Below are 19,085 nucleotides of genomic sequence, written 5' to 3'. Positions count from 1 at the left end.
GCCCCCATGAGCCATACCCACGATCTGGCCGGGTTCCTCGCCGGCCTGCGCTACGCCGAGCTGCCGGAAAACGTCCTGCTGCGTACCCAAGAGCTGTTCCTGGACTGGCTGGGCTCGGCCCTTGCCGCCCAGGGCGCGCACCCGATCCCCTTGTTCGAGGCCTATGCCCGGCACATGGGCCCGGCCAGTGGCCCTGCGCGCATCCTGGTCAATGGGGCCGGCAGCTCGGCGTATTTCGCCGCCCTGGTCAATGCCGCCTCGTCACACCTGGTGGAGCAGGACGACCTGCACAATAGCTCCGTGCTGCACCCGGCCACCGTGGTGTTCCCGGCGGCGCTGGCGGCGGCCCAGGACCTGGGCAAGTCCGGCCGCGAGCTGCTGCTGGCAGCGGTGGCCGGTTATGAGGCGGGAATCCGCATCGGCGAATTCATGGGTCGTTCTCACTACCGGATCTTCCACACCACGGCCACCGTCGGCACCCTGGCCGCTGCGGTGGCGGTGGGCAAGCTGATGGAATTCGACAGTGAGCAGTTCATCAACCTTCTGGGCAGCGCCGGGACCCAGGCCGCCGGGCTCTGGGAATTCTTGCGTGACGCCGCCGATTCCAAGCAACTGCACACTGCCAAGGCCGCCGCCGATGGCCTGCTGGCCGCCTACCTGACCCGGGACGGCCTGAGCGGCGCGCGCAATATCCTCGAAGGCGAGCAGGGCATGGCCGCCGGTATGTCCCGGAATGCCGAGCCGGCACTGCTGAGTGCCCGCCTGGGCAGCCGCTGGGCGCTGCTGGAAACCTCGTTCAAGTTCCACGCCTCGTGCCGCCACACCCATCCCGCCGCCGATGCCTTGCTTGAGGTGATGCAGCGTGAAGGCCTGGAACATCGGCAGATTGCCCGGGTAGTGACCCGGGTACACCAGGGCGCCATCGATGTGCTGGGCCGGGTCCAGGTGCCGCAGACCGTGCACCAGGCCAAGTTTTCAATGGGCACCGTGCTCGGCCTGATCGCGGTGTACGGCAAGGCCGGGCTGCCGGAGTTCCAGCGCCATGCGCTAAGCGACCCCCGGGTCGCGGCGTTTCGCGACAAGGTCGGCATGCAGCTGGACCCTGAAGTCGATGCTGGCTATCCAACGCGTTGGCTGGGCCGGATCGAGGTGCAGTGCGTGGATGGCCGCATCCTGCAAGGTGCCATCGACGAGCCCAAGGGCGATCCGGGCAATGGCCTGTCCCGGGCCGAGCTGGAAGACAAGTTCCAGCGCCTGCTGCAGTTCTCCGGCGCCCGCACCCCGGAGCAAGGCGATGCCTTGATCCGCCGGGTCTGGGCCCTGCGGGACGCTGCCGACCTCAACTCACTGCTCTGAATGCCCGACATCGAACAGGGCGAGGACCGAACATGACCGACAACACAGCACCGCCACGACCCTTGGACGGCATCACCGTGGTCAGCCTGGAACACGCTATTGCCGCGCCGTTCTGCACCCGCCAGCTGGCGGACCTGGGAGCCCGGGTGATCAAGGTCGAGCGCCCCGGCAGCGGCGATTTCGCCCGGGGCTACGATCAGCGGGTCAAGGGCCTGGCCTCGCACTTCGTGTGGACCAACCGCTCCAAGGAAAGCCTGAGCCTGGATCTCAAGCAGCCCGCAGCCGAGAGCGTGCTGGAGAGCCTGCTGGCTGGGGCCGACGTGCTGGTGCAGAACCTGGCTCCAGGGGCGGCGGCACGCATGGGGCTGTCCTTCGAGGCGCTGCATGAGCGGTTTCCACGGCTGATAGTCTGCGATATTTCCGGCTACGGCGAAGGCGGCCCTTATGAGCGGAAAAAGGCCTATGACCTGCTGATCCAGAGCGAAGGCGGCTTTGTATCGGTGACCGGCGGCCCCGAACCAGAGCAGATGGCCAAGGCCGGTTGCTCGATCGCCGACATTGCCGCCGGCATGTACGCCTACAGCGGCATTCTTTCGGCCCTGCTGCTGCGTGGGCGCACCGGCCTGGGCAGCCGCATCGACATCAGCATGCTGGAAAGCCTGGTGGAGTGGATGGGCTACCCCCTGTACTACGCCTTCGAAGGTGCCGAACCGCCACCCCGGGCCGGCGCGGCCCATTCCACCATCTATCCCTACGGGCCGTTTCCCGCCGGTGACGGCGGCACGGTGATGCTAGGCCTGCAGAACGAACGAGAGTGGGCGGCCTTCTGCGACAAGGTGCTGGCGCTGCCCGAACTGGCCACGGACGAGCGCTTTGGCGCCAACTTCAAGCGTTCGGCCAACCGCGAGGCGCTGCGCCAGATCATCGTCGAGCGCTTTGCCCGGCTCAGCGTCGCCCAGGTGATCGAACGGCTGGAGCAGGCGCAGATCGCCAACGCCCGGGTCAACGACATGCAGAGCGTATGGCAGCACCCGCAGCTGGCGGCCCGGGATGCCTGGCGCCAGGTGGACAGCCCGGCGGGCCGCCTGCCGGCGTTGTTGCCACCAGCGCGCAACAGTGCCTATGCCCCGCGCATGGACGCAGTCCCGGCGCTGGGCCAGCACAGCGTAGCGATACTCGCCGAGCTGGGCCTGAGCCTGCAAAGCATCGAGCAATTGCAGACCCGCGGAGTCATCTGAACCCCACCTGCGCGTAGGAGCTGGCGTGTGAGATCGCCTGTGCTGGCAAGCCGGCTCCTGCAGAGGGCAGGGCAACACCAGGCTCTTATCGCAGGAGCTGGGCAGTAAGCCTGGCCGCCACTGGTCTTCCAATAACAAGGATCCGAACATGTCCAACCCCATTGTCCGCTCCGCGCTGTTCGTCCCCGGCAGCCGCCCCGAGCGTTTCGCCAAGGCCTTGGCCTGTGGCGCCGATGCGGTGATCGTCGATTTCGAGGACGCGGTTGAGGAACCCCTCAAGGTGCAGGCGCGAGAGCACCTGGGGCGTTTCCTGCTGGCGCAGCCCCAGGTCCGGGCCTGGGTACGAATCAACGCCCCCGAGCACCCCCAGCACCTGGCCGATCTGGCGTTCTGCCAGGCTCATGCCGGGGTGGTGGGCATTCTCCTGCCGAAAGTCGAGTGCGCTGCCCAGGTGGCGCGAGTAGCGACCAGCGGCCGTCTGGTCTGGCCGATCATCGAAAGTGCCCGGGGCTTGTTGGCCCTGGGCGAGATCGCCAGCGCACCCGGGGTCCATCGCCTGTCGTTCGGCGGCCTGGACCTGGCCCTGGATCTCAACCTCAGCAGCGGCTCGGCGGCTGCCCAGTTCGCCCTGGACCAAGCGCGGTTGGCGCTGATCCTGCACTCTCGGGCGGCGGGGCTGCAGGCGCCGCTGGACGGGGTGTTTCCCGGCATCGCCGACAGCCAGGGCCTGGCCGCCTCGGTCCGTCACGCCTACGCCATGGGCTTTGCCGGTGCGCTGTGCATCCACCCGGTCCAGGTGCCGGTGATCCATCAAGCCCTGGCGCCCAGCGCCGAGGAATTGGCCTGGGCCCAACGGGTGGTGGAGGGCGGGCGCGAGGGTGTCGGGGCCTACCAGGTGGATGGGCAGATGGTCGATGCCCCGGTGCTGCTGCGGGCCCAGCGCTTGCTGGCGATGGCCTGACCCTGTGCCAGGGCCGGCGTGCAGGTAGAACGGCCGCGGTCTCAGCATGCACATCCCAGCCCCGCCCCCTGCGGTAGCGTCCGATGAGCAGCCTGGAGCGGACCATCGCGATTGGCCCATGCCGGGCAAGTCGACAAGGGGGCGCGCCCTACATCCTGCACCTCTTGCGTGTATGGATCGACACTCCAGGAGATGGCGCATGGACGGACGGCGGGGCAGCCTACGACAGCCGCTGCCCTCCTGCCAGCCATGGGCCTTGGTGTGTCAGCTGCTGTAGCTGGGCAGGGCTATCTCGCCGCCGACCGGCAGCTTGCGCCCACGGGTCCGCCAGTGCTCCACCAGCGCCCGGCCATGGGCCATGCCGGCTTGCAGGGCGGCGTCGGTACTGGCGTAGTCGTTGCCATAGGGCGGGCAGGCGAAGTGCAGGGAAAAGCACGGATGCTGGCCCTGGCCGGCCAGGCGCCCGACATAGCTGTAGCTGGAGCCGGTCTGGTGCGGGTCGAGGCTTGGCGAACTGGGCTCGCGAATGACCATCACATAGATGTCATGCTCGAACTGGGTGTCTTGGTACCAACTGCTTGAAGAATCCATGGTCCACCTCCTTGTCCGTGTCGCATCGCTGGCTGGCGCCGACAGGTTGTGCTTGTACGTTATTGTTCGATACCCGACGCCTCAGGGGCGTCGGCCAGGCCGTGGGGATGTGCGAAGGGCGCCATGGGCTGGAGTTTTTCCAGGGCCCTGGCCGCTCGCAGCACCAGGTCGTCGCGTCCGAAGCGCGCGGCGATCTGCAAGCCGATGGGCAGGCCGGCGGCGCTCAGGCCGCAAGGCATGCTCAGTGCCGGCTGGCGGCTGTAGTTGAATGGGAACGTGGTCGGCTGCCACATGCTGCTGGCCTGTTGTGGCCAGTCGGGCGGGCTCGACAATTCCACGGCGAACGGCTCGACCACCGCGGTCGGGGTCAGTAGCAGGTCGTAGTCGCTGAGAAAGGCATGCAGGACCTGGGCTACCTGGTGTCGTTCCTGCACGGCATTGGCATAGTCCAGGGCATTGAGCTGGCGGGCTCGCACCTGGGCCTGCTGGAGAAAGTCGCCCATCAAGTGCTGTTGCTCAGCGGGGATCTCCAGGTCCACGGTGCTGGCCGCTTCCACGGGCCAGGAGCGCACGAAACCGGGGGCCGGGTTGCCGAGGTCCGGCGAGGCCAGCACCAGGGTCGCGCCGGCAGCCTCCAGGCGTCGGGCCGCAGCCAGGCAACTGGCGGCGATCTGCGGGTCGACATGGGCGGCATAACCCAGGTCGGCGCTGAAGGCGATGCGCAAGCCCTGGACACCCTCCTCGATCCGTTCCAGGAAGCCCAGGGGGGCATGGGGCCAGGCAAAGGGCTCGCTGGGTTCATAGGCGCTCATGTACTCCAGCAGCAAGGCGATGTCGCGCACATGGCGGGCGATCGGACCCTCGGCGGTCAAGCCGCCTGGATCGATGGCCGGGCTGGTCGAAACCAGGCCGTGGCTGGGCTTGAAGCCGATAACCCCGCAGAAGCTCGCCGGGGTGCGGATCGAGCCGGCCGCGTCGTTGGCCGTGGCGGCCGGGGCATAACCGGCCGCCACCCCGGCGGTACTGCCACCGCTGCTACCGGCGGCATGCAGGGCGAGGTTCCACGGATTGCGGGTGACCCCGGTCAGGGGACTGTCGGTCAGCGGCGTACAAGCCAGTTCCGGCAAGGTGGTCTTGGCGATGAAGATCGCCCCGGCTTCGCGCAACCGTGCCACCAGGGCGCAGTCGTGCTCCAGGGGCGGGCGGCTGGCCAGGGCCCTGGAGCCGTTGCGGGTGTGCCAGCCCTGGATGTCGTGGTTGTCCTTGACCAGCACCGCGATGCCGTCCAGGCGGCCCATGGGTTGCCCGGCTGCCCAGCGCTCGGCACTGGCCTGGGCGGCCAGCAACGCCGCCGCGTCCTGGCGTTCGCACAGGGCGTTGAGCCGTGGCTCATGCTGCTCGATGCGGGCCAAGAGGTCGCGCAGCAGGTCTACCGGGGTGAACCGCAAGGTGGCGAAACCGTGCAGCAAGGCCTCGATCGACAGCTGGTGCAGGGGTGGATGGCTGGGTGTGGCTGACGACATGGACAACTCTTTTTTCCAGGGCGCCGGATGCGCAGGGCAAGTCGGCGGCGAAAGCTTGCGGGCCGGTTCCCTACCAGGCCGCAAGGCTTTCGGGGTAAGTGGTTCAGCGTCCGCTGGTGACCTTGATCCAGGTCCGGGTGCGGGTGCGTTCGGCCTTGGCCGGCAGCGGCGCCAGGGGGAACAGGCGGGTCATGGTCTCGGCGCTGGGGAACAGGTCCGGGTTGTCCAGCAGCGACTGCTGGATGAACGGCTTGGAGTCCGTGATGCCGTTGGGGTAGCCGACGAAGTTGCTGATGGAGGCGATGACCTTGGGTTCCATCAGGTAGTTGAGGAAGACATGGGCGGTGTCCACGTGCTTGGCGCCGCTGGGGATGGCCACTGTATCGATCCAGGCCAGGGTGCCTTCCTTGGGAATGCGCATCTCGATATGCACGCCGTTCTTGGCTTCGTTGGCGCGGTTGGCGGCCTGCAGGAAACCACCGGAATAGCCCACCGCCACGCAGATGTTGCCGTTGGCGATATCGCCCATCCACTTGGCGCTGTGGAAATAGCGCACATAGGGACGCAGCTTCAGCAGCAGGGCCTCGGCCTTGCGGTAGTCCGCAGGGTTCTGGCTGTTGGGGTCAAGGCCCAGGTAGTGCAGGGCCAGGGGCAGCATCTCGGTAGGCGAGTCGAGGAAGGTCACGCCGCACTGGCCGAGCTTCTTCAGGTTCTCCTCCTTGAACACCAGGTCCCAGCTGTTGACCGGTGCATCGTCGCCCAGCAACTGGCGGACCTTGTCGCGGTCGTAACCGATCAGGTTGGTGCCCCACATGTAGGGGATCACGTAGCGGTTGCCCGGGTCGCTCTGTTCCAGCAGCTTCATCACCGCCGGGTCGAGGTTCTTCCAGTTCGGCAACTGGGCGCGGTCCAGGGGTTGGAAGGCTCCGGCACTGATCTGCTTGCTGACGAAGCCACTGGAGGGCACCACCACGTCGTAGCCGCTATTGCCGGTGAGCAGCTTGGCCTCGAGCACTTCGTTGCTCTCGAAGATGTCGTACTTGACCTTGATCCCGCTGCTGGCCTGGAAATCCTTGATGGTGTCGGGGGCGATGTATTCCGACCAGTTGAAGATGTTTACCGTGCGCTCGGCGGCGGCCGTGGCACCGGAAGAACAGGTCAGGCCCAGGGCCAGGACCAGGCTGGTGAACGCGGTATGCAGCGATTTCATGCGACAGCTCCATGTCTTGAAGAAAGCGAAACCTTCCGGGCGTCATTTTTCGCCGGAAGTGTCCCACAGAGAATGTTGGCAACGGTCAATAGGGGATATTTGACGTCATTCTTGCGAATTGTCTGACAACGGACCCAGCTGGCCGGCCAGTTGCCGGAAACGCCCCGGAGCGACGCCGCTCCAGCGTTGGAAGGCATGGCGGAAGCTGGCGGTTTCCTTGAAACCCAGGGCCTCGGCGATGCGGTAGATGGGCAGGCTGTGCTGTTCAAGCAACTGGCGGGCCCGGGCGTAGCGCAGCTCGTCGAGCAATTGCTGGTAGCTGGTGTGCTGGGCCCGCAGGCGCCGGCGCAGGGTGCTGGGGGAGCAGTGCACCTGGCGCGCCAGGCTGTCGAAGTCCGGCACGGCGTGCAGCTGTTCGTTGAGGATGCGCCGCACCTGGTCGATCCAGGTGGGGCGGGCGCTGAGTTCCTCGTTCAGGCGGATGCAGCGCTGCAGCATGTCGTTCTGGGTCACCAGGTCCGCCAGGGGCAGGCGCCGGTCCAGCCACTCCGGGTCGAAACCGATGGCGTTGCGCCCGGCATTGAATTGCACGGGGCAATCGAAGGCTTGCTCGTAGCTGTCCAGGTAGGGCTGCGGCCCATGCTTGAGGTGCACTTCGCGCAGTGGCAGCGAACAGCCCAGCAGGTCCTGGCAGGTGACCCGGTAGGACGACATGCAGAAATCGGTGTTGAACACTTCCAGCTCGCTCTCGCTGTACTGGTCGGCAGTGAGCCAGGCCAGGCCATCGCGCAGTTCCAGGTCGAGGTGGAAGAAGGTGCCCAGCAGCAACGGGTAGCGCAGCGCCAGGGACCAACCCTCGCGCAGGGTGGCGCTGGTCAGCAGGGTCAGGCCGAACATGCCATAGGCGCAGACGTGCAGGTTGCGTCCCAGCACCAGCCCGAGGTCCTGGCGAAAGGCCACGGCATTGCGGAATACGCGCATTTCCTGGCTGATGTTGATCAGGCTGTTGGGCAGTTCCAGGTCCGCCAGCTGGATGCCGCTACCTTCCAGCAACACCTGGGCCGGGACACCGCTGTCGCGAAAGGCGTCCAGTACTGCTTGGGTGGTATGCAGGGTGGTCAGGCGAAGGGCGGCCATCGACGATCTCGAAGCAGGAATCGGAAAGGCGTGACTTTAGGGGTTACGCGCCCGCGGTTCAATTGCTCCTTGCAGGCGTTGGCGGGGGCAGCGTAGGGCTCGGGAGCCTTTCGCCGGCAAGCCGGCTTCTCCATGGGGAGGGGCGTTCGGTGGGGATGAACGCGGGTATCAAAAATTCGAAATTCTCTATACGCCATGCCTTGGGCACTCTTCCTTCAATCACAACAATAAAAAGGTGAAGTCCATGTCCAAGCTCTCAACAGCGCTGTTCTGTGCCGCCGCATTGCTCGCTGCCGGGTTGGCTCAGGCCGCCGAATCCACCGGCAACCCGATCATCATCAAGTTCGCCCACGTGGTGGCCGAGAACACCCCCAAGGGCCAGGGCGCGTTACTGTTCAAGAGGCTCGCCGAGGAGCGCCTGCCGGGACGGGTCAAGGTTGAGGTCTACCCCAACTCTTCGCTGTTCGGCGATGGCAAGGAAATGGAGGCACTGCTGCTGGGGGATGTGCAGATGCTGGCGCCGTCGCTGGCCAAATTCGAGCAGTACACCAAAAAGATCCAGATCTACGACCTGCCGTTCCTGTTCGACGACCTGGCGGCGGTGGACCGCTTCCAGGCCGCCGAGGGCAAGCAGTTGCTGACCTCGATGCAGGGCAAGGGCATTCTCGGCCTGGCCTACTGGCACAACGGTCTGAAGCAGCTATCAGCCAACAAGCCCCTCCACGAACCCAAGGACGCCCGTGGCCTGAAGTTCCGCGTGCAGGCCTCCAGCGTACTCGAAGAGCAATCCAAGGCGATGCGCGCCAACCCGCGCAAGATGAGTTTCGCCGAGGTCTACCAGGGCCTGCAGACCGGCACCGTCAACGGCACCGAGAACACCTGGTCGAACTATGAAAGCCAGAAGGTCAATGAGGTGCAGAAGTACTTCACCGCGTCCAACCACGGCCTGATCGACTATATGGTGATCACCAACGCGAGCTTCTGGAACGGCCTGCCGGCAGACGTGCGCGGCGAGCTGGAAAAGATCATGGCCGAGGTCTCGGTGCAGGTGAACAAACAGGCCGAAGCGCTGAACCAGAGCGCGAGGCAGAAGATCGTCGAGGCCAAGACCAGCGAAATCATCGAACTGACCCCCGAGCAGCGCCAGGCCTGGCGCGACACCATGCGCCCGGTGTGGAACAAGTTCGAGGACGAGATCGGCGCCGACCTGATCGAGGCCGCCGACGCCGCCAACCAGCGCCACTGATACACCCTCCCGGCCGTCCGAGGCGGACGGCCACTGCCTGTTCGCGAGGTATCTCTATGCAGTCCCTGAGACGTATCTGGGAGCACCTGGAGGAGGGCCTGATTGCCCTGCTGCTGGCGACCATGACCCTGGTGACCTTCGTCTACGTGATGCTCAACAACATCTACACCCTGTTCTTCGCCCTGGCCGACACATCGGCCGCCAGCAGCGCTTTCTTCAACGCTCTGGGCGACGCCACCATGGGCCTGGCCCAGGACATGACCTGGGGCGTGGCCCTGACCAAGGCGATGTTCGGCTGGTTGATCTTCTTCGGCATCTCCTATGGCGTGCGCACCGCCGGGCACCTGGGGGTGGATGCTCTGGTACGCCTGACCCCGCTCCCGGTGCAGCGTCACCTGGCGCTGCTTGCCTGCTTCTGCTGCCTGGTGTACGCCGGGCTGTTCATGGTCGCCAGCTTCAAGTGGCTGAGCGCGATCATGACCGTCCATATCGGCGCCGAAGACCTGGACCGCTTCGGCATCCAGATCAGCCATATCGTGGTGATAGTGCCCATCGGCTTCGCCCTGGTGCTGATCCGTTACCTGGAAATCTTCTACCGCATCTTCACCCGACGGCAGTTCGGCCTGGGGCTGGCCGACGAGGCGGGCGAGGCCAGCAAGCTGGCGGGCAGCCGTGAGGAGCGTCACTGATGGCCGTGCTCTGTCTGTTTCTGCTGCTGTTCGTGTTCATGTTCCTCGGCGTGCCCATCGCCATCGCCCTGGGCCTGTCGGGGGCGGTGTCGATCCTGATGTTCAGCCCGGACTCCCTGAGCTCCCTGGCGATCAAGCTGTTCGAGACCTCCGACGCCTACACCTTCCTGGCGATTCCGTTCTTCCTCTTGTCCGGGGCCTTCATGACCACCGGTGGCGTGGCCCAGCGCCTGATCGACTTCGCCAACGCCTGTGTCGGGCACATCCGTGGCGGCCTGGCGATTGCCGCGGTACTGGCCTGCATGCTGTTCGCCGCGCTGTCAGGCTCGTCGCCAGCCACCGTGGCGGCGGTCGGCTCGATTGCCGTGGCGGGCATGGTGCGCTCCGGCTATCCCAAGGAATTCGGCGCCGGGATCATCTGCAACGCCGGGACCCTGGGCATCCTGATTCCGCCGTCGATCGTCATGGTGGTGTACTCGGCGGCCACCGAGACTTCGGTGGGCAAGCTGTTCATGGCCGGCGTAGTGCCCGGGTTGCTGCTGGGCCTGCTGCTGATGGTGGCGATCTACATCGTGGCCCGGGTGAAAAAGCTGCCGGCCCAGCCACGGGCCACCTTTTGCGAGTGGCTGAGCTACGCGCGCCGGGCGTTCTGGGGGCTGCTGTTGCTGGTGATCATCCTTGGCGGTATCTACAGCGGCATGTTCACCCCCACTGAAGCGGCGGCGGTGGCGGCGGTGTACTCGGCCTTCGTCGCCCTGTTCGTGTACCGCGACATGAAGCTGCGCGACTGCCCCAAGGTGCTGCTGGAGTCGGGCCGGCTGTCGATCATGCTGATGTTCATCATCGCCAACGCCATGCTCTTCGCCCATGTGCTGACCACTGAACAGATCCCCCAGGAAATCACCGCCTGGGTGATTTCCGAAGGCCTGACGCCGATCGGTTTCCTGCTGATGGTCAACGTGGTGTTGCTGGTGGCGGGCAGCTTCATGGAGCCCTCGGCGATCGTGCTGATCCTGGCGCCGATCTTCTTCCCGATTGCCATGAAGCTGGGAATCGACCCGATTCACCTGGGTATCGTCATGGTGGTCAACATGGAGATCGGTCTGGTGCACCCGCCGGTGGGCCTGAACCTGTTCGTGACCTCGGCGGTGACTGGCCTGACCCTGGGCCAGACCATCCGCGCGGCCCTGCCGTGGCTGATGATCCTGCTGCTGTTCCTGATCCTGGTGACCTACGTCCCGCTGATCTCCCTGGCCTTGCCCAACGGGTTGGGCATGTAGCGCTCCCATCGCTGGCAAGCCAGCTCCTGTATGGATAGCGCAGTGGCCTGCCGGGTTCGGTGCAACGACCCATGCCCATGGGCCGGTCAGGTCGCCGGTACTCGCCACAAGTACCAGGCGGCGGTGGTGCGCCAGGGGCTCCAGGCCTGGCCCAGCTCACGCATCTGGCGCGGGCTGGGCTGGCGCTCCAGGCCCTTGAGGCGCCGGTAACCCTCGCGTACGCCGAAGTCGTCCACCGGCAGTACGTCCTGGCGCTCCAGGCTGTAGATCAACAGCATCTCCACGGTCCAGCGACCGATCCCGGGCAGTGGCGTCAGCCGTTCGACCAGCTGTTGGTCGTCCAGCTCCCGTGCGGCGTCCGCCGACGGCACCAGGCCGTCCAGGGTGGCCTGGGCGATACCCTGCAGGGCGGCCGCCTTGCGCGCGGAAAAACCGCAGCCGCGCAGCTGTTCGACGCTGCTGGCGCAGAGCTGCCCGGGGCTGGGAAAGTCCTGGCCGGGAAACAGCGCCCGCAGCCGGGCGAGGATCGCGTCGCCGGCCTTGGCATGCAATTGCTGGTAGGCCACCGCGCGCACCAGCGCCTGGTAGGGTTCGCGCTCCGGCCGGGGCTGGTGCAGGCAGGGGCCGATGGCGGCGATATGCCGCGCCCAATCGGCATCCAGGGCGGCGAGGAAGGTGCTGGCGAAATCGGGACTGGCGGGCATCGGTAATCCGGGGCAAGGGGCGGGACGCCTGGCAGGTTAGCCGCTGGCGGCGGTTCTGGCACCCGGTCCCTTGCGCTGGAATTCGTGGCTCAAGGCGGGTCCGGGGGCAGGTACAGGCGCTCCAGCACATAGTGCAGGGACGCCGCCAGGGTCTGGCCATGGCCGAGCGTCTCGAAGGTGTGGACGTCCAGGGCCAGGCCGGGAACCGGCGCCAGTTGCTCGCGTAACTGCCGGGCCCGCAGGTCGGCCCCCGGGGCTGGGTACGAAGCCGGAGCCTGGCGTGGGTCCCCCGGCTCGGCATCACCGCGCATCAGCAGCAGCTGTGCCCGATGCCCCTGCATGCGCTCAGCCAGGCCCCGGGCCTGGTCGAGGATCAGCCCGTCGCCCCACCACAATGAGGGGCTGGCGGCGGCGTAGTGACGAAACTCCCCGGGACGCTGGAACAATGCCTGCAGCACCAGCAGGCCACCATAGGAGTGCCCCCACAAGGTCTGCTGCGCAGGGTCGATCGCTACCCGGGCGGCCACCGCTGGGCGCAGGCGCTCGCGCAACAGTTCGAGGAACGCTTCGCCGCCACCGCTGGGTTGGCCGGTCAAGGGGTCTTGCTGCACCTCGCGGCCAGGCTGGCGCGGGGTGTAGTCGTAGGTCCTGGCGGTACGCTCGATGCGTAGCGGGGTCTGGTAGCCCACCGCCACCAGCAACGGCGCCTGGCCCTGGTCCAGCTGCTTGAGCTGTTGCGGGTCGAGGGCGCCGATGGCGGCGTTGCCATCGAGCATCCACAGCACCGGATAGCCGTGTTTGGGGGCGGCCTTGAGCGGTTGGCCGATCCACACCTGGTAGTGGCGCTGGCCGTCGGTGGAGTCCAGTTGCAGGCTGCTGAAGCGATAGGGCAGGTCCTGGCGTTGCAGCAGGCTGCTGTCCATCCGTTGCTCGGGAGCCGGTTGGGCCGTCGCCAGGCCACTGGCGGCGGCCAGCGCCCAGCCCAGGGCCAGGCGCAAGGTCGTGGTTCTCATCAGGCTTTCTCGTTAGGGGCTTAGAACGACGCGCTCAGGCTGGTGTACAGGGTGCGCCCCGGTTCGTTGTAGGTGGCGGCGCCGGCCCCGGCGATATCCACCACGCCCTGGGCATTGCCTTCGCGGTACAGGCGCTTGTCGAACAGGTTGTCGACCCCGGCGGTCAGGCTCAGGTGGCGAGTCAAGGCGTAGGTGCCGCTGATGCCGGCGATGGCGTAGGGGGCCAGTTGCTGGGTGGCGCTGCCGGTGACCCGGTCGCCGTGGTAGTCGAATTTCTTCGGTGTCTGCTTGCCGTACCAGGCCACGTTCATCTGCAGCGACAGGTCCTGGGTGGCTTGCCAGTCGAGCATCGAGTTGAGGGTGAAGCGCGGGGTCACCGAGAGGTAATCGCCGGTTTCCTTGTTCTTCGATTGCAGCATGTAGGTGAAGTTGTTGTTCCAGGTCAGCTGGCTGGCCAGGGGCACGGTCAGGGTGCCTTCCAGGCCTTCGACCACGGCCTTGGGCACGTTTTCCCACTCATACACCGCGGCGTTCTTGTATTGCGCCGAACTGCCACCGCTGGCCCGGCCGGTCGGCGCCAGGCCCGACTCGACCTTGTTCTTGTAGTCGTTGCGGAAGTAGGTCAGGCCGGCCACCCAGCCGTCGGCCTTGTACTCCAGGCCCAGTTCCTTGTTGACGCTGGTTTCCGCCCCCAGCTTGTCGTTGCCCCGCAGGTAGCAGCTGGTGGTCTGGCCGTAGCAGCCCTGGCCACGGCTGTAGAGCAGGTAGTCGGGGTTGAGCTGGTACAGGTTCGGCGCCTTGTAGGCCCGGGCGATCCCGGCCTTGAGGGTCAGGCTGTCGCTCAGGGCATGGGACAGGTTCAGCGACGGGCTCCAGTTGTCGCCGACGATGCTGTGGTGATCGAAGCGCAAGCCGGGGGTGAGCATGGTGCCGGGCGCCAGCTCGATGTTGTCCTCGGCGAACAGCGAGAAGATCTGCGCGCCGATCTGGCTGCTGCGGTTGTTCGAGGCCAGGCCGGCGATGGCGCCGGCCTCCTTGGTGTCCTGGGTGTTGGAGCTGGGGTCGTCGAGCTTTTGCTGCGACCACTCGCTGCCCAGGGTCAGGGTCTGCTCGAAGCCTGCATGCAGCGGCAGGTTGAGCTCGCCATGGGCGGTCAGGTCGCGCAGCACCGAGGTGTAGAAGTTGGCGTCGCTGAAGATGCCTTCGGTACCGCCGGCCAGGCCTTCGTTGATCCGTGTATTGCGGGTCTTCTCGTATTGCAGGTAGGCCATGGAACTGCCGAAGTCCCACTCGCCGCGGTGGGTCAGCGAGTACGTCTTGCGGTAGGTGCGGTTGGTCTCGTGACCCAGGAGGCTCTTCACGTTCTTGTTGCTGTTGGTGTTCTGGGTGTCGCCGGTATAGATGTTGCCCTGGCGGCTGAAGCCGGCTTCGAAGTCCAGGCTCTGGTCCGGGGTCAGCTGCCAGCTCAAGAGGCCGTTGAGGTCCTTGTTGCGCACGCCCTCACGGCCAGCGGGCAGGGTGCCGGCCTGCTTGCCGGTGCGCAGCGACTCGTGGCCGGCGTTGATGTCGGCGTCGTCGGAATCGGTGCGGGCCATGTTGCCGTAGACCCGGTAGCTGAGCTTGTCGGTCAGTGGCCCGTTGAGGCCGAAGCTCATGCGCTGGGTCGCGCCTTCGTCCTTGTGGGCGGGGAACGAGCTGTAGAGCGTGGCATTGCCGTGGGTCTGGCTGCCGGCCTGCTTGGTGATGATGTTGATCACCCCGCCGGCAGCGCCGTTGCCGTAGCGGGCGGCGGCCGGGCCACGGATCACCTCGATGCGCTCCACCTGGTCGGCCGGTACCCAGTTAGTGTCGCCCCGGGTATCGCGCTCGCCGCGCCAGCCATAGCGCACCGAGTTGCGGCTGCCCACCGGCTTGCCGTCCACCAGGATCAGGGTGTTCTCCGGGCCCATGCCACGGATGTCGATCTGCCGGTTGTTGCCGCGCTGGCCGCTGGTGGAGTTACCGGTGAGGTTGACCCCGGGCATGGTGCGGATGATCTGCGACAGGTCGTTGGCCGGCGGGCGCTTCTGGATGTCCTCGGCGGTGATCACCGAGACCCCCGGGGCTTGCTTGGTTTCTTCCTTGGCGGTGGCGACGATGCTCTGGGGCTGGAGTTCCAGGACCGGCTGCGGCGCCTCGGCATTGGCCGCCTGGACGGCATGGCTGAGCAGGCAGCAGCTGGACAGCAGGAAGGGCGCGAAAGGACGCATCGAACGCATGGACATCGGTGATCTCCGGGACGGAAGCTGGAACAGGAAGATCACGAATGATAATGACTGCTATTTGCGAGTAAAGCGCATTAACTTTCTAAACACTTCGGCGGCGACGGGGCGGTCCACGGGCCGGCAGCGCTTGCCTTCAGGCCGCCGGCAACAGCAAGTGCATGCACAATCCCGGGTGGCCGTTGCTGGCCCAGATTCGCCCCTGGTGCAGCTCCACGGCGCGCTGGGCGATAGCCAGGCCCAGGCCGAAACCCTCGCCCTGGGCCGAGCCCAGGCGCTGGTAGGGCTGGAAGATCCGCTGCAGGTCCTGTTCGGCGACCCCCGGGCCCTGATCCTCCAGGCACAGGTGCCAGTGGCTGCCCTCGCGCCAGCCGCGCAGGCTGACCCGGCCGCCCGCGGGGGAATGACGGATGGCGTTGCGCAACAGGTTCTCCAGGGCCTGGGCAATGCTGTCCAGGTGCACCTGGACCCGGCAATCGGCGTCCAGCAGGCAGGGCAGGCGCTCGAGGTTCCAGCCGCTCTCGAAGCAGGCGTCTTCGCGCAGGGCCTCCCAGATCGACAGCACCTGCACCGGCTCGGTGGACAGTTGCGGGCGTTCGGTGTCGAGCCAGGCCAGGTCCAGGGTGTCTTCCAGCAGGCGCTGCATGTCGAGGATCTCGCGGTCCAGGCGCTGGCGCAGTTGCTCCGGCGGTAGCCGGCTGTCATGGGCGATGCGCAGGCGGGCCAGGGGCGTGCGCAGCTCATGGGACAAGGTCCGCAGCAGCAGGCGTTGCTGGGCCAGGCTCTGGCGCAGGCGCTCGGCCATGTGCTCGAAGGCCAGGGCCAGCTCGCCTAGTTCGTCGCTGCGCCGGGCCAGGGGCGTACCCAGCCCCGTGCTCTCCAGGTCGTCGGCGCGCAGGGCATCGGCGCGGTCGCGCAGGCGGTTCAACGGCAGCACCAGATGACGGTAGAGCAACAAGCCGAGCAGGGCGGCCAGCAAGGTCGGCACCACCCCGTGGCTGAGCACGTGGGTCCAGGGCGTGAGGCCGCTGGGCAGCAGGCGTTCGGGCAGCTGCAGCACCAGCCGGCCCTGTTCGGGATGTTCCGGGAACTGGATGCTGACGTAGGGCAATTCATCCTGCAGGCGCCGGCTCATGGGCCAGTCCAGCTTGCGCATGAACGTCAGGTGGCTGGCCTCCTCGGCGCTCAAAGGCGTACTGCCGAGGCTTTGCAGGCGCTCGCCGATCACCGCGACCCAGGTGTGTTCCCGGGCGGCCAGCTGGCGCTGGAAGGTGTCGACCCCGGCCGCGCCGTCCTGGCGCCAGGCGCGTTCGGCCTGCTGAGCGTAGCCGGCCAGGTACTGGCGGTCGGCCGGGTCGAGAAAGTAAGTGCTGCGTTCGGCCGACAGGCCCCAGGTCCAGATGATCCAGGTCAGCAGCAGGCAGAAGCCGATCTGCAACAGCGCCAGCTTCCACAACAGGGGGTGGCGGCGCATCAGCAGCGGTCCGCTTGTACCAGGATGTAGCCGGCACCGCGCACGGCCTGGATCTGCAAGTGCTGTACGCCAATTTCGGCCAGCTTGCGCCGCAGGTTGCAGACGTGCACGTCCAGGCCGCGATCCAGGCGGGTGTAGATGCGGTGCAGCACCTGCTGGTAGAGGAAGGGCTTGCTCAGGGTCTGCCCGGGATGCTCGCGCAGGGTCACCAGCAGGCGGTATTCGGAGCCGGTGAGGCCGGCGGCGCGGCCTTGGCTGAGCACATCCTGGGCCTGGTCGTCGAAGGCGAGCAACGGGTCCTGGCGTTGGCTGGGGGGCGGCTGGACCCGGGCCATGCGCCGCAGCAGCGCATCGACCCGGGCATCCAGCTCGGCCAGGCTGAAGGGCTTGGGCAGGTAGTCGTCGGCGCCCCGGGTGAACCCGGTGATGCGGTCCTGCTCGGCGCCCAGGGCCGACATCAGCATCACCGGGACGTCTTGTTCGTGGCGCAGGGTATCGAGCAGGGCCAGGCCATCGAGGCCGGGCAGCATGATGTCCAGCAGCACCAGGTCGAAGCGTCCGGCGCGCAGTGTCGCCAGTCCTTCGCGGCCATCGACGCAGGCGCTGACGGCGAAGCCGCGCTGGCGGAAATGTCGGTCCAGGTCCTGGCGCAGCCGGGCGTCGTCTTCCACGAGAAGCAGATTGGGGGTCATGGGTGGGGTACTTTGCACAAGCGGCTGGGGGAGAGGGTTTAAATGAGAATATTTAGCATCCGCGAATAGTGCAGCAATGCCCCTGGCGATGCAATTGCCATGGTGGCCAGGGTTGATCGACGTCACTTAAACAAAAAGTTGAAAATTCAACACTTCGTTGATATCTTCGCCGAAGATTTTTCCCGGAGTGTCCATGAGCCAGCCTTCTTCCGCCGTCCTGGTCGAGCGCCAACGGGTCCTGCAGGTGCTGCGCAGTACCTTGCAGATGCTGGCCGGTGTGGTGGGGCCCCATGTGGAGATCGTCCTGCATGATCTCGACCAGCCCGAGCGCTCGATCATCGCCATTGCCAACGGCCATGTCACCGGGCGCCGGGTCGGTGGCCCGGTGCTGGGCGGACCGCGCCAGGACCTGGGCTTCGCCGCGGTGTTGCGGGCCTTGCACGACCGCTCCGGCAGTACCCCGCTGGTGCTGGAGAACTACCCGACCCTGGCGCCCGATGGCCGTGAGCTGCGCAGCTCTACCGTGGTCTTTCGCGACAGCGGCGGGCAGCCGTTCGCCAGCCTGTGCAGCAACAGCGACCTGAGCGGGATCGCCGCGGCCCATGCCTGCCTGGGCCGGATGCTGGGCCTGGGCGGCGCGCCCGAGCCACGGGGCGATGAGCCCCAGGACATGGAACAACTGCTGGCCCAGATCATCCAGGCGGCTTGCCCGGAACCCGGGGCGCGGTTGACCAAGCAGCACAAGCTCGAAGCCGTGCGCCAGATGCAGGAGCGCGGCCTGTTCATCGTCAAGGGCGGGATCGAGAAGGCCGCCGCGGCCCTCGGCGTGACTCGCTACACCATCTACAACTACCTGGACCAGATCCGCGCCCAAGGCGCTGAGGAATGACCGCGATGCAGATCGATATCTTTCAAGTGGATGCCTTTACCTCCAGTGTCTTCGGCGGCAACCCGGCGGCGGTCTGCCCGCTGCAGGCCTGGCTGCCGGACGCGGTGCTGCAACGCATCGCCGAGGAGAACAACCTGTCCGAAACCGCCTACTTCGTGCCCAAGGACGAGGGATTCGAGCTGCGCTGGTTCACCCCCACGGTAGAGGTCGACCTGTGCGGCCATGCCACCCTGGCCGCGGCCTGGGTACTGTTCGAGCAATTGGGCGAGCAGCGCGACGTGCTGCGCTTTTTCACCCGCAGTGGCGAGTTGCGCGTCAGCCGCGAGGGTGGCTTGCTGTCCATGGACTTCCCGGCCAAGCAGCCCGAAGCGGTGGCGATCCCTGCGGCCTTGTTGCAAGCCCTGGGCTTGAACCGGGCCGAGGCGCTGTATCGCACCGACGACTACCTGCTGGTGGTGGACGACGAGCGCCTGCTGGATGAGCTCAAGCCGGACTTCGTGGCCCTGGCCCAGTTCGGCGTGCGGGGCATCGCGGTGACCGCGCCGTCCCGGGAGTTCGATTTCGTTTCCCGCTGGTTCGGTCCCAGCGTCGGGGTCAACGAAGACCCGGTCACCGGTTCCGCCCACACCTCGCTGGCCCCCTATTGGGCCGCGCGCCTGGGCAAGAGCCAACTGCGGGCGCAGCAGGGTGGGGCGCGCAAGGGCCAATTGCACTGCCAGGTGCTGGACAACGGGCGGGTGATCATCAGCGGCCATGGCGCCCTGTACCTGCGTGGCAGCATTTTCCTCTGAGGCGGTTCCCGGGAGCCTGGGCTCCCGGGA

General features: G+C 66.6%; 17 protein-coding genes. 8 read left to right on the top strand and 9 right to left on the bottom strand.

The window, feature by feature from the left end:
- Positions 1-6 precede the first annotated feature (6 nt).
- The 3 genes from H7A76_RS15455 to H7A76_RS15445 all read left to right on the top strand — a co-directional run bounded on the left by H7A76_RS15455 (position 7) and on the right by H7A76_RS15445 (position 3,555).
- Positions 7-1,356, top strand: coding sequence for an MmgE/PrpD family protein (locus H7A76_RS15455; protein ID WP_185699290.1), 1,350 nt, complete (start codon positions 7-9; stop codon positions 1,354-1,356).
- A 32-nt stretch (positions 1,357-1,388) separates the two neighbouring features.
- On the top strand, positions 1,389-2,594 hold the full coding sequence (locus tag H7A76_RS15450; protein WP_185699289.1) for a CaiB/BaiF CoA transferase family protein: 1,206 nt from the start codon (positions 1,389-1,391) through the stop codon (positions 2,592-2,594).
- A gap of 148 nt (positions 2,595-2,742) precedes the next feature.
- Entirely contained in the window at positions 2,743-3,555 is an 813-nt protein-coding gene (locus H7A76_RS15445) for a CoA ester lyase (RefSeq protein WP_185699288.1), read from the top strand.
- Between the two features lie 264 nt (positions 3,556-3,819).
- Here H7A76_RS15445 and H7A76_RS15440 read toward each other — a convergent pair whose 3' ends face one another.
- The 4 genes from H7A76_RS15440 to H7A76_RS15425 all read right to left on the bottom strand — a co-directional run bounded on the left by H7A76_RS15440 (position 3,820) and on the right by H7A76_RS15425 (position 8,016).
- On the bottom strand, positions 3,820-4,146 hold the full coding sequence (locus H7A76_RS15440) for a hypothetical protein (protein WP_185699287.1): 327 nt from the start codon (positions 4,144-4,146) through the stop codon (positions 3,820-3,822).
- 59 nt (positions 4,147-4,205) lie between these two features.
- Positions 4,206-5,669 carry an amidase gene (locus H7A76_RS15435; RefSeq protein ID WP_185699286.1) on the bottom strand — a complete coding sequence of 488 codons (1,464 nt, stop codon included), beginning with the start codon at positions 5,667-5,669 and terminating at the stop codon, positions 4,206-4,208.
- 103 nt (positions 5,670-5,772) lie between these two features.
- Positions 5,773-6,879 (bottom strand): polyamine ABC transporter substrate-binding protein, encoded by a 1,107-nt coding sequence (locus H7A76_RS15430; RefSeq protein WP_185699285.1) that lies wholly within the window; start codon positions 6,877-6,879, stop codon positions 5,773-5,775.
- 105 nt (positions 6,880-6,984) lie between these two features.
- On the bottom strand, positions 6,985-8,016 hold the full coding sequence (locus tag H7A76_RS15425) for an AraC family transcriptional regulator (protein ID WP_185699284.1): 1,032 nt from the start codon (positions 8,014-8,016) through the stop codon (positions 6,985-6,987).
- A gap of 244 nt (positions 8,017-8,260) precedes the next feature.
- Here H7A76_RS15425 and H7A76_RS15420 point away from each other — a divergent pair, with 244 nt between their 5' ends.
- From H7A76_RS15420 to dctM, 3 genes are read left to right on the top strand one after another with little or no spacing between them, the layout of a single operon-like run.
- Positions 8,261-9,262 carry a TRAP transporter substrate-binding protein gene (locus tag H7A76_RS15420; protein WP_185699283.1) on the top strand — a complete coding sequence of 334 codons (1,002 nt, stop codon included), beginning with the start codon at positions 8,261-8,263 and terminating at the stop codon, positions 9,260-9,262.
- Between the two features lie 56 nt (positions 9,263-9,318).
- Positions 9,319-9,951, top strand: coding sequence for a TRAP transporter small permease (locus H7A76_RS15415; RefSeq protein ID WP_185699282.1), 633 nt, complete (start codon positions 9,319-9,321; stop codon positions 9,949-9,951).
- The gene (gene dctM / locus H7A76_RS15410; protein WP_185699281.1) at positions 9,951-11,231 is read left to right on the top strand and encodes a C4-dicarboxylate TRAP transporter large permease protein DctM; all 1,281 of its coding nucleotides are present in this window, start codon (positions 9,951-9,953) and stop codon (positions 11,229-11,231) included. The genes H7A76_RS15415 and dctM overlap by 1 nt, the downstream gene beginning before the upstream one ends.
- 86 nt (positions 11,232-11,317) lie before the next feature.
- Here the strand turns inward: dctM and H7A76_RS15405 are convergent, their stop codons facing one another.
- From H7A76_RS15405 to H7A76_RS15385, 5 genes are all read right to left on the bottom strand, one after another.
- On the bottom strand, positions 11,318-11,935 hold the full coding sequence (locus H7A76_RS15405) for a DNA-3-methyladenine glycosylase (protein WP_185699280.1): 618 nt from the start codon (positions 11,933-11,935) through the stop codon (positions 11,318-11,320).
- A gap of 89 nt (positions 11,936-12,024) precedes the next feature.
- A complete protein-coding gene (locus H7A76_RS15400; protein ID WP_185699279.1) occupies positions 12,025-12,948 on the bottom strand; it encodes an alpha/beta hydrolase in 924 nt (307 codons plus the stop codon).
- 20 nt (positions 12,949-12,968) lie between these two features.
- The gene (locus H7A76_RS15395; RefSeq protein WP_409519189.1) at positions 12,969-15,206 is read right to left on the bottom strand and encodes a TonB-dependent siderophore receptor; all 2,238 of its coding nucleotides are present in this window, start codon (positions 15,204-15,206) and stop codon (positions 12,969-12,971) included.
- Between the two features lie 139 nt (positions 15,207-15,345).
- Positions 15,346-16,683: a sensor histidine kinase gene (locus tag H7A76_RS15390; RefSeq protein ID WP_185699277.1), complete on the bottom strand. Its 1,338-nt coding sequence runs from the start codon at positions 16,681-16,683 to the stop codon at positions 15,346-15,348.
- Positions 16,683-17,375 carry a response regulator transcription factor gene (locus tag H7A76_RS15385; RefSeq protein ID WP_185699276.1) on the bottom strand — a complete coding sequence of 231 codons (693 nt, stop codon included), beginning with the start codon at positions 17,373-17,375 and terminating at the stop codon, positions 16,683-16,685. The genes H7A76_RS15390 and H7A76_RS15385 overlap by 1 nt, the downstream gene beginning before the upstream one ends.
- 193 nt (positions 17,376-17,568) lie before the next feature.
- On the opposite strand from H7A76_RS15385, the gene H7A76_RS15380 reads away from it, so the two are divergent.
- Positions 17,569-18,264 carry a transcriptional regulator gene (locus H7A76_RS15380; protein WP_185699275.1) on the top strand — a complete coding sequence of 232 codons (696 nt, stop codon included), beginning with the start codon at positions 17,569-17,571 and terminating at the stop codon, positions 18,262-18,264.
- A 5-nt stretch (positions 18,265-18,269) separates the two neighbouring features.
- Positions 18,270-19,055, top strand: a complete 786-nt coding sequence (locus H7A76_RS15375) for a PhzF family phenazine biosynthesis protein (protein ID WP_185699466.1) — start codon at positions 18,270-18,272, stop codon at positions 19,053-19,055.
- Positions 19,056-19,085 lie beyond the last annotated feature (30 nt).

This window comes from Pseudomonas sp. MSSRFD41, from assembly GCF_014230245.1.
Lineage (GTDB): Bacteria > Pseudomonadota > Gammaproteobacteria > Pseudomonadales > Pseudomonadaceae > Aquipseudomonas > Aquipseudomonas piscis.
The sequence above is the reverse complement of the archived record's forward strand: the minus strand, read 5'-3'. Positions and strand labels throughout refer to the sequence as shown.

Bases quoted from the DNA above. Each gene is read 5' to 3' on its own strand.
- H7A76_RS15455 (WP_185699290.1), top strand. From the start codon at position 7: ATGAGCCATACCCACGATCTGGCCGGGTTCCTCGCCGGCCTGCGCTAC.
- H7A76_RS15450 (WP_185699289.1), top strand. From the start codon at position 1,389: ATGACCGACAACACAGCACCGCCACGACCCTTGGACGGCATCACCGTG.
- H7A76_RS15445 (WP_185699288.1), top strand. From the start codon at position 2,743: ATGTCCAACCCCATTGTCCGCTCCGCGCTGTTCGTCCCCGGCAGCCGC.
- H7A76_RS15440 (WP_185699287.1), bottom strand. From the start codon at position 4,146: ATGGATTCTTCAAGCAGTTGGTACCAAGACACCCAGTTCGAGCATGAC.
- H7A76_RS15435 (WP_185699286.1), bottom strand. From the start codon at position 5,669: ATGTCGTCAGCCACACCCAGCCATCCACCCCTGCACCAGCTGTCGATC.
- H7A76_RS15430 (WP_185699285.1), bottom strand. From the start codon at position 6,879: ATGAAATCGCTGCATACCGCGTTCACCAGCCTGGTCCTGGCCCTGGGC.
- H7A76_RS15425 (WP_185699284.1), bottom strand. From the start codon at position 8,016: ATGGCCGCCCTTCGCCTGACCACCCTGCATACCACCCAAGCAGTACTG.
- H7A76_RS15420 (WP_185699283.1), top strand. From the start codon at position 8,261: ATGTCCAAGCTCTCAACAGCGCTGTTCTGTGCCGCCGCATTGCTCGCT.
- H7A76_RS15415 (WP_185699282.1), top strand. From the start codon at position 9,319: ATGCAGTCCCTGAGACGTATCTGGGAGCACCTGGAGGAGGGCCTGATT.
- dctM (WP_185699281.1), top strand. From the start codon at position 9,951: ATGGCCGTGCTCTGTCTGTTTCTGCTGCTGTTCGTGTTCATGTTCCTC.
- H7A76_RS15405 (WP_185699280.1), bottom strand. From the start codon at position 11,935: ATGCCCGCCAGTCCCGATTTCGCCAGCACCTTCCTCGCCGCCCTGGAT.
- H7A76_RS15400 (WP_185699279.1), bottom strand. From the start codon at position 12,948: ATGAGAACCACGACCTTGCGCCTGGCCCTGGGCTGGGCGCTGGCCGCC.
- H7A76_RS15395 (WP_409519189.1), bottom strand. From the start codon at position 15,206: ATGCGTTCGATGCGTCCTTTCGCGCCCTTCCTGCTGTCCAGCTGCTGC.
- H7A76_RS15390 (WP_185699277.1), bottom strand. From the start codon at position 16,683: ATGCGCCGCCACCCCCTGTTGTGGAAGCTGGCGCTGTTGCAGATCGGC.
- H7A76_RS15385 (WP_185699276.1), bottom strand. From the start codon at position 17,375: ATGACCCCCAATCTGCTTCTCGTGGAAGACGACGCCCGGCTGCGCCAG.
- H7A76_RS15380 (WP_185699275.1), top strand. From the start codon at position 17,569: ATGAGCCAGCCTTCTTCCGCCGTCCTGGTCGAGCGCCAACGGGTCCTG.
- H7A76_RS15375 (WP_185699466.1), top strand. From the start codon at position 18,270: ATGCAGATCGATATCTTTCAAGTGGATGCCTTTACCTCCAGTGTCTTC.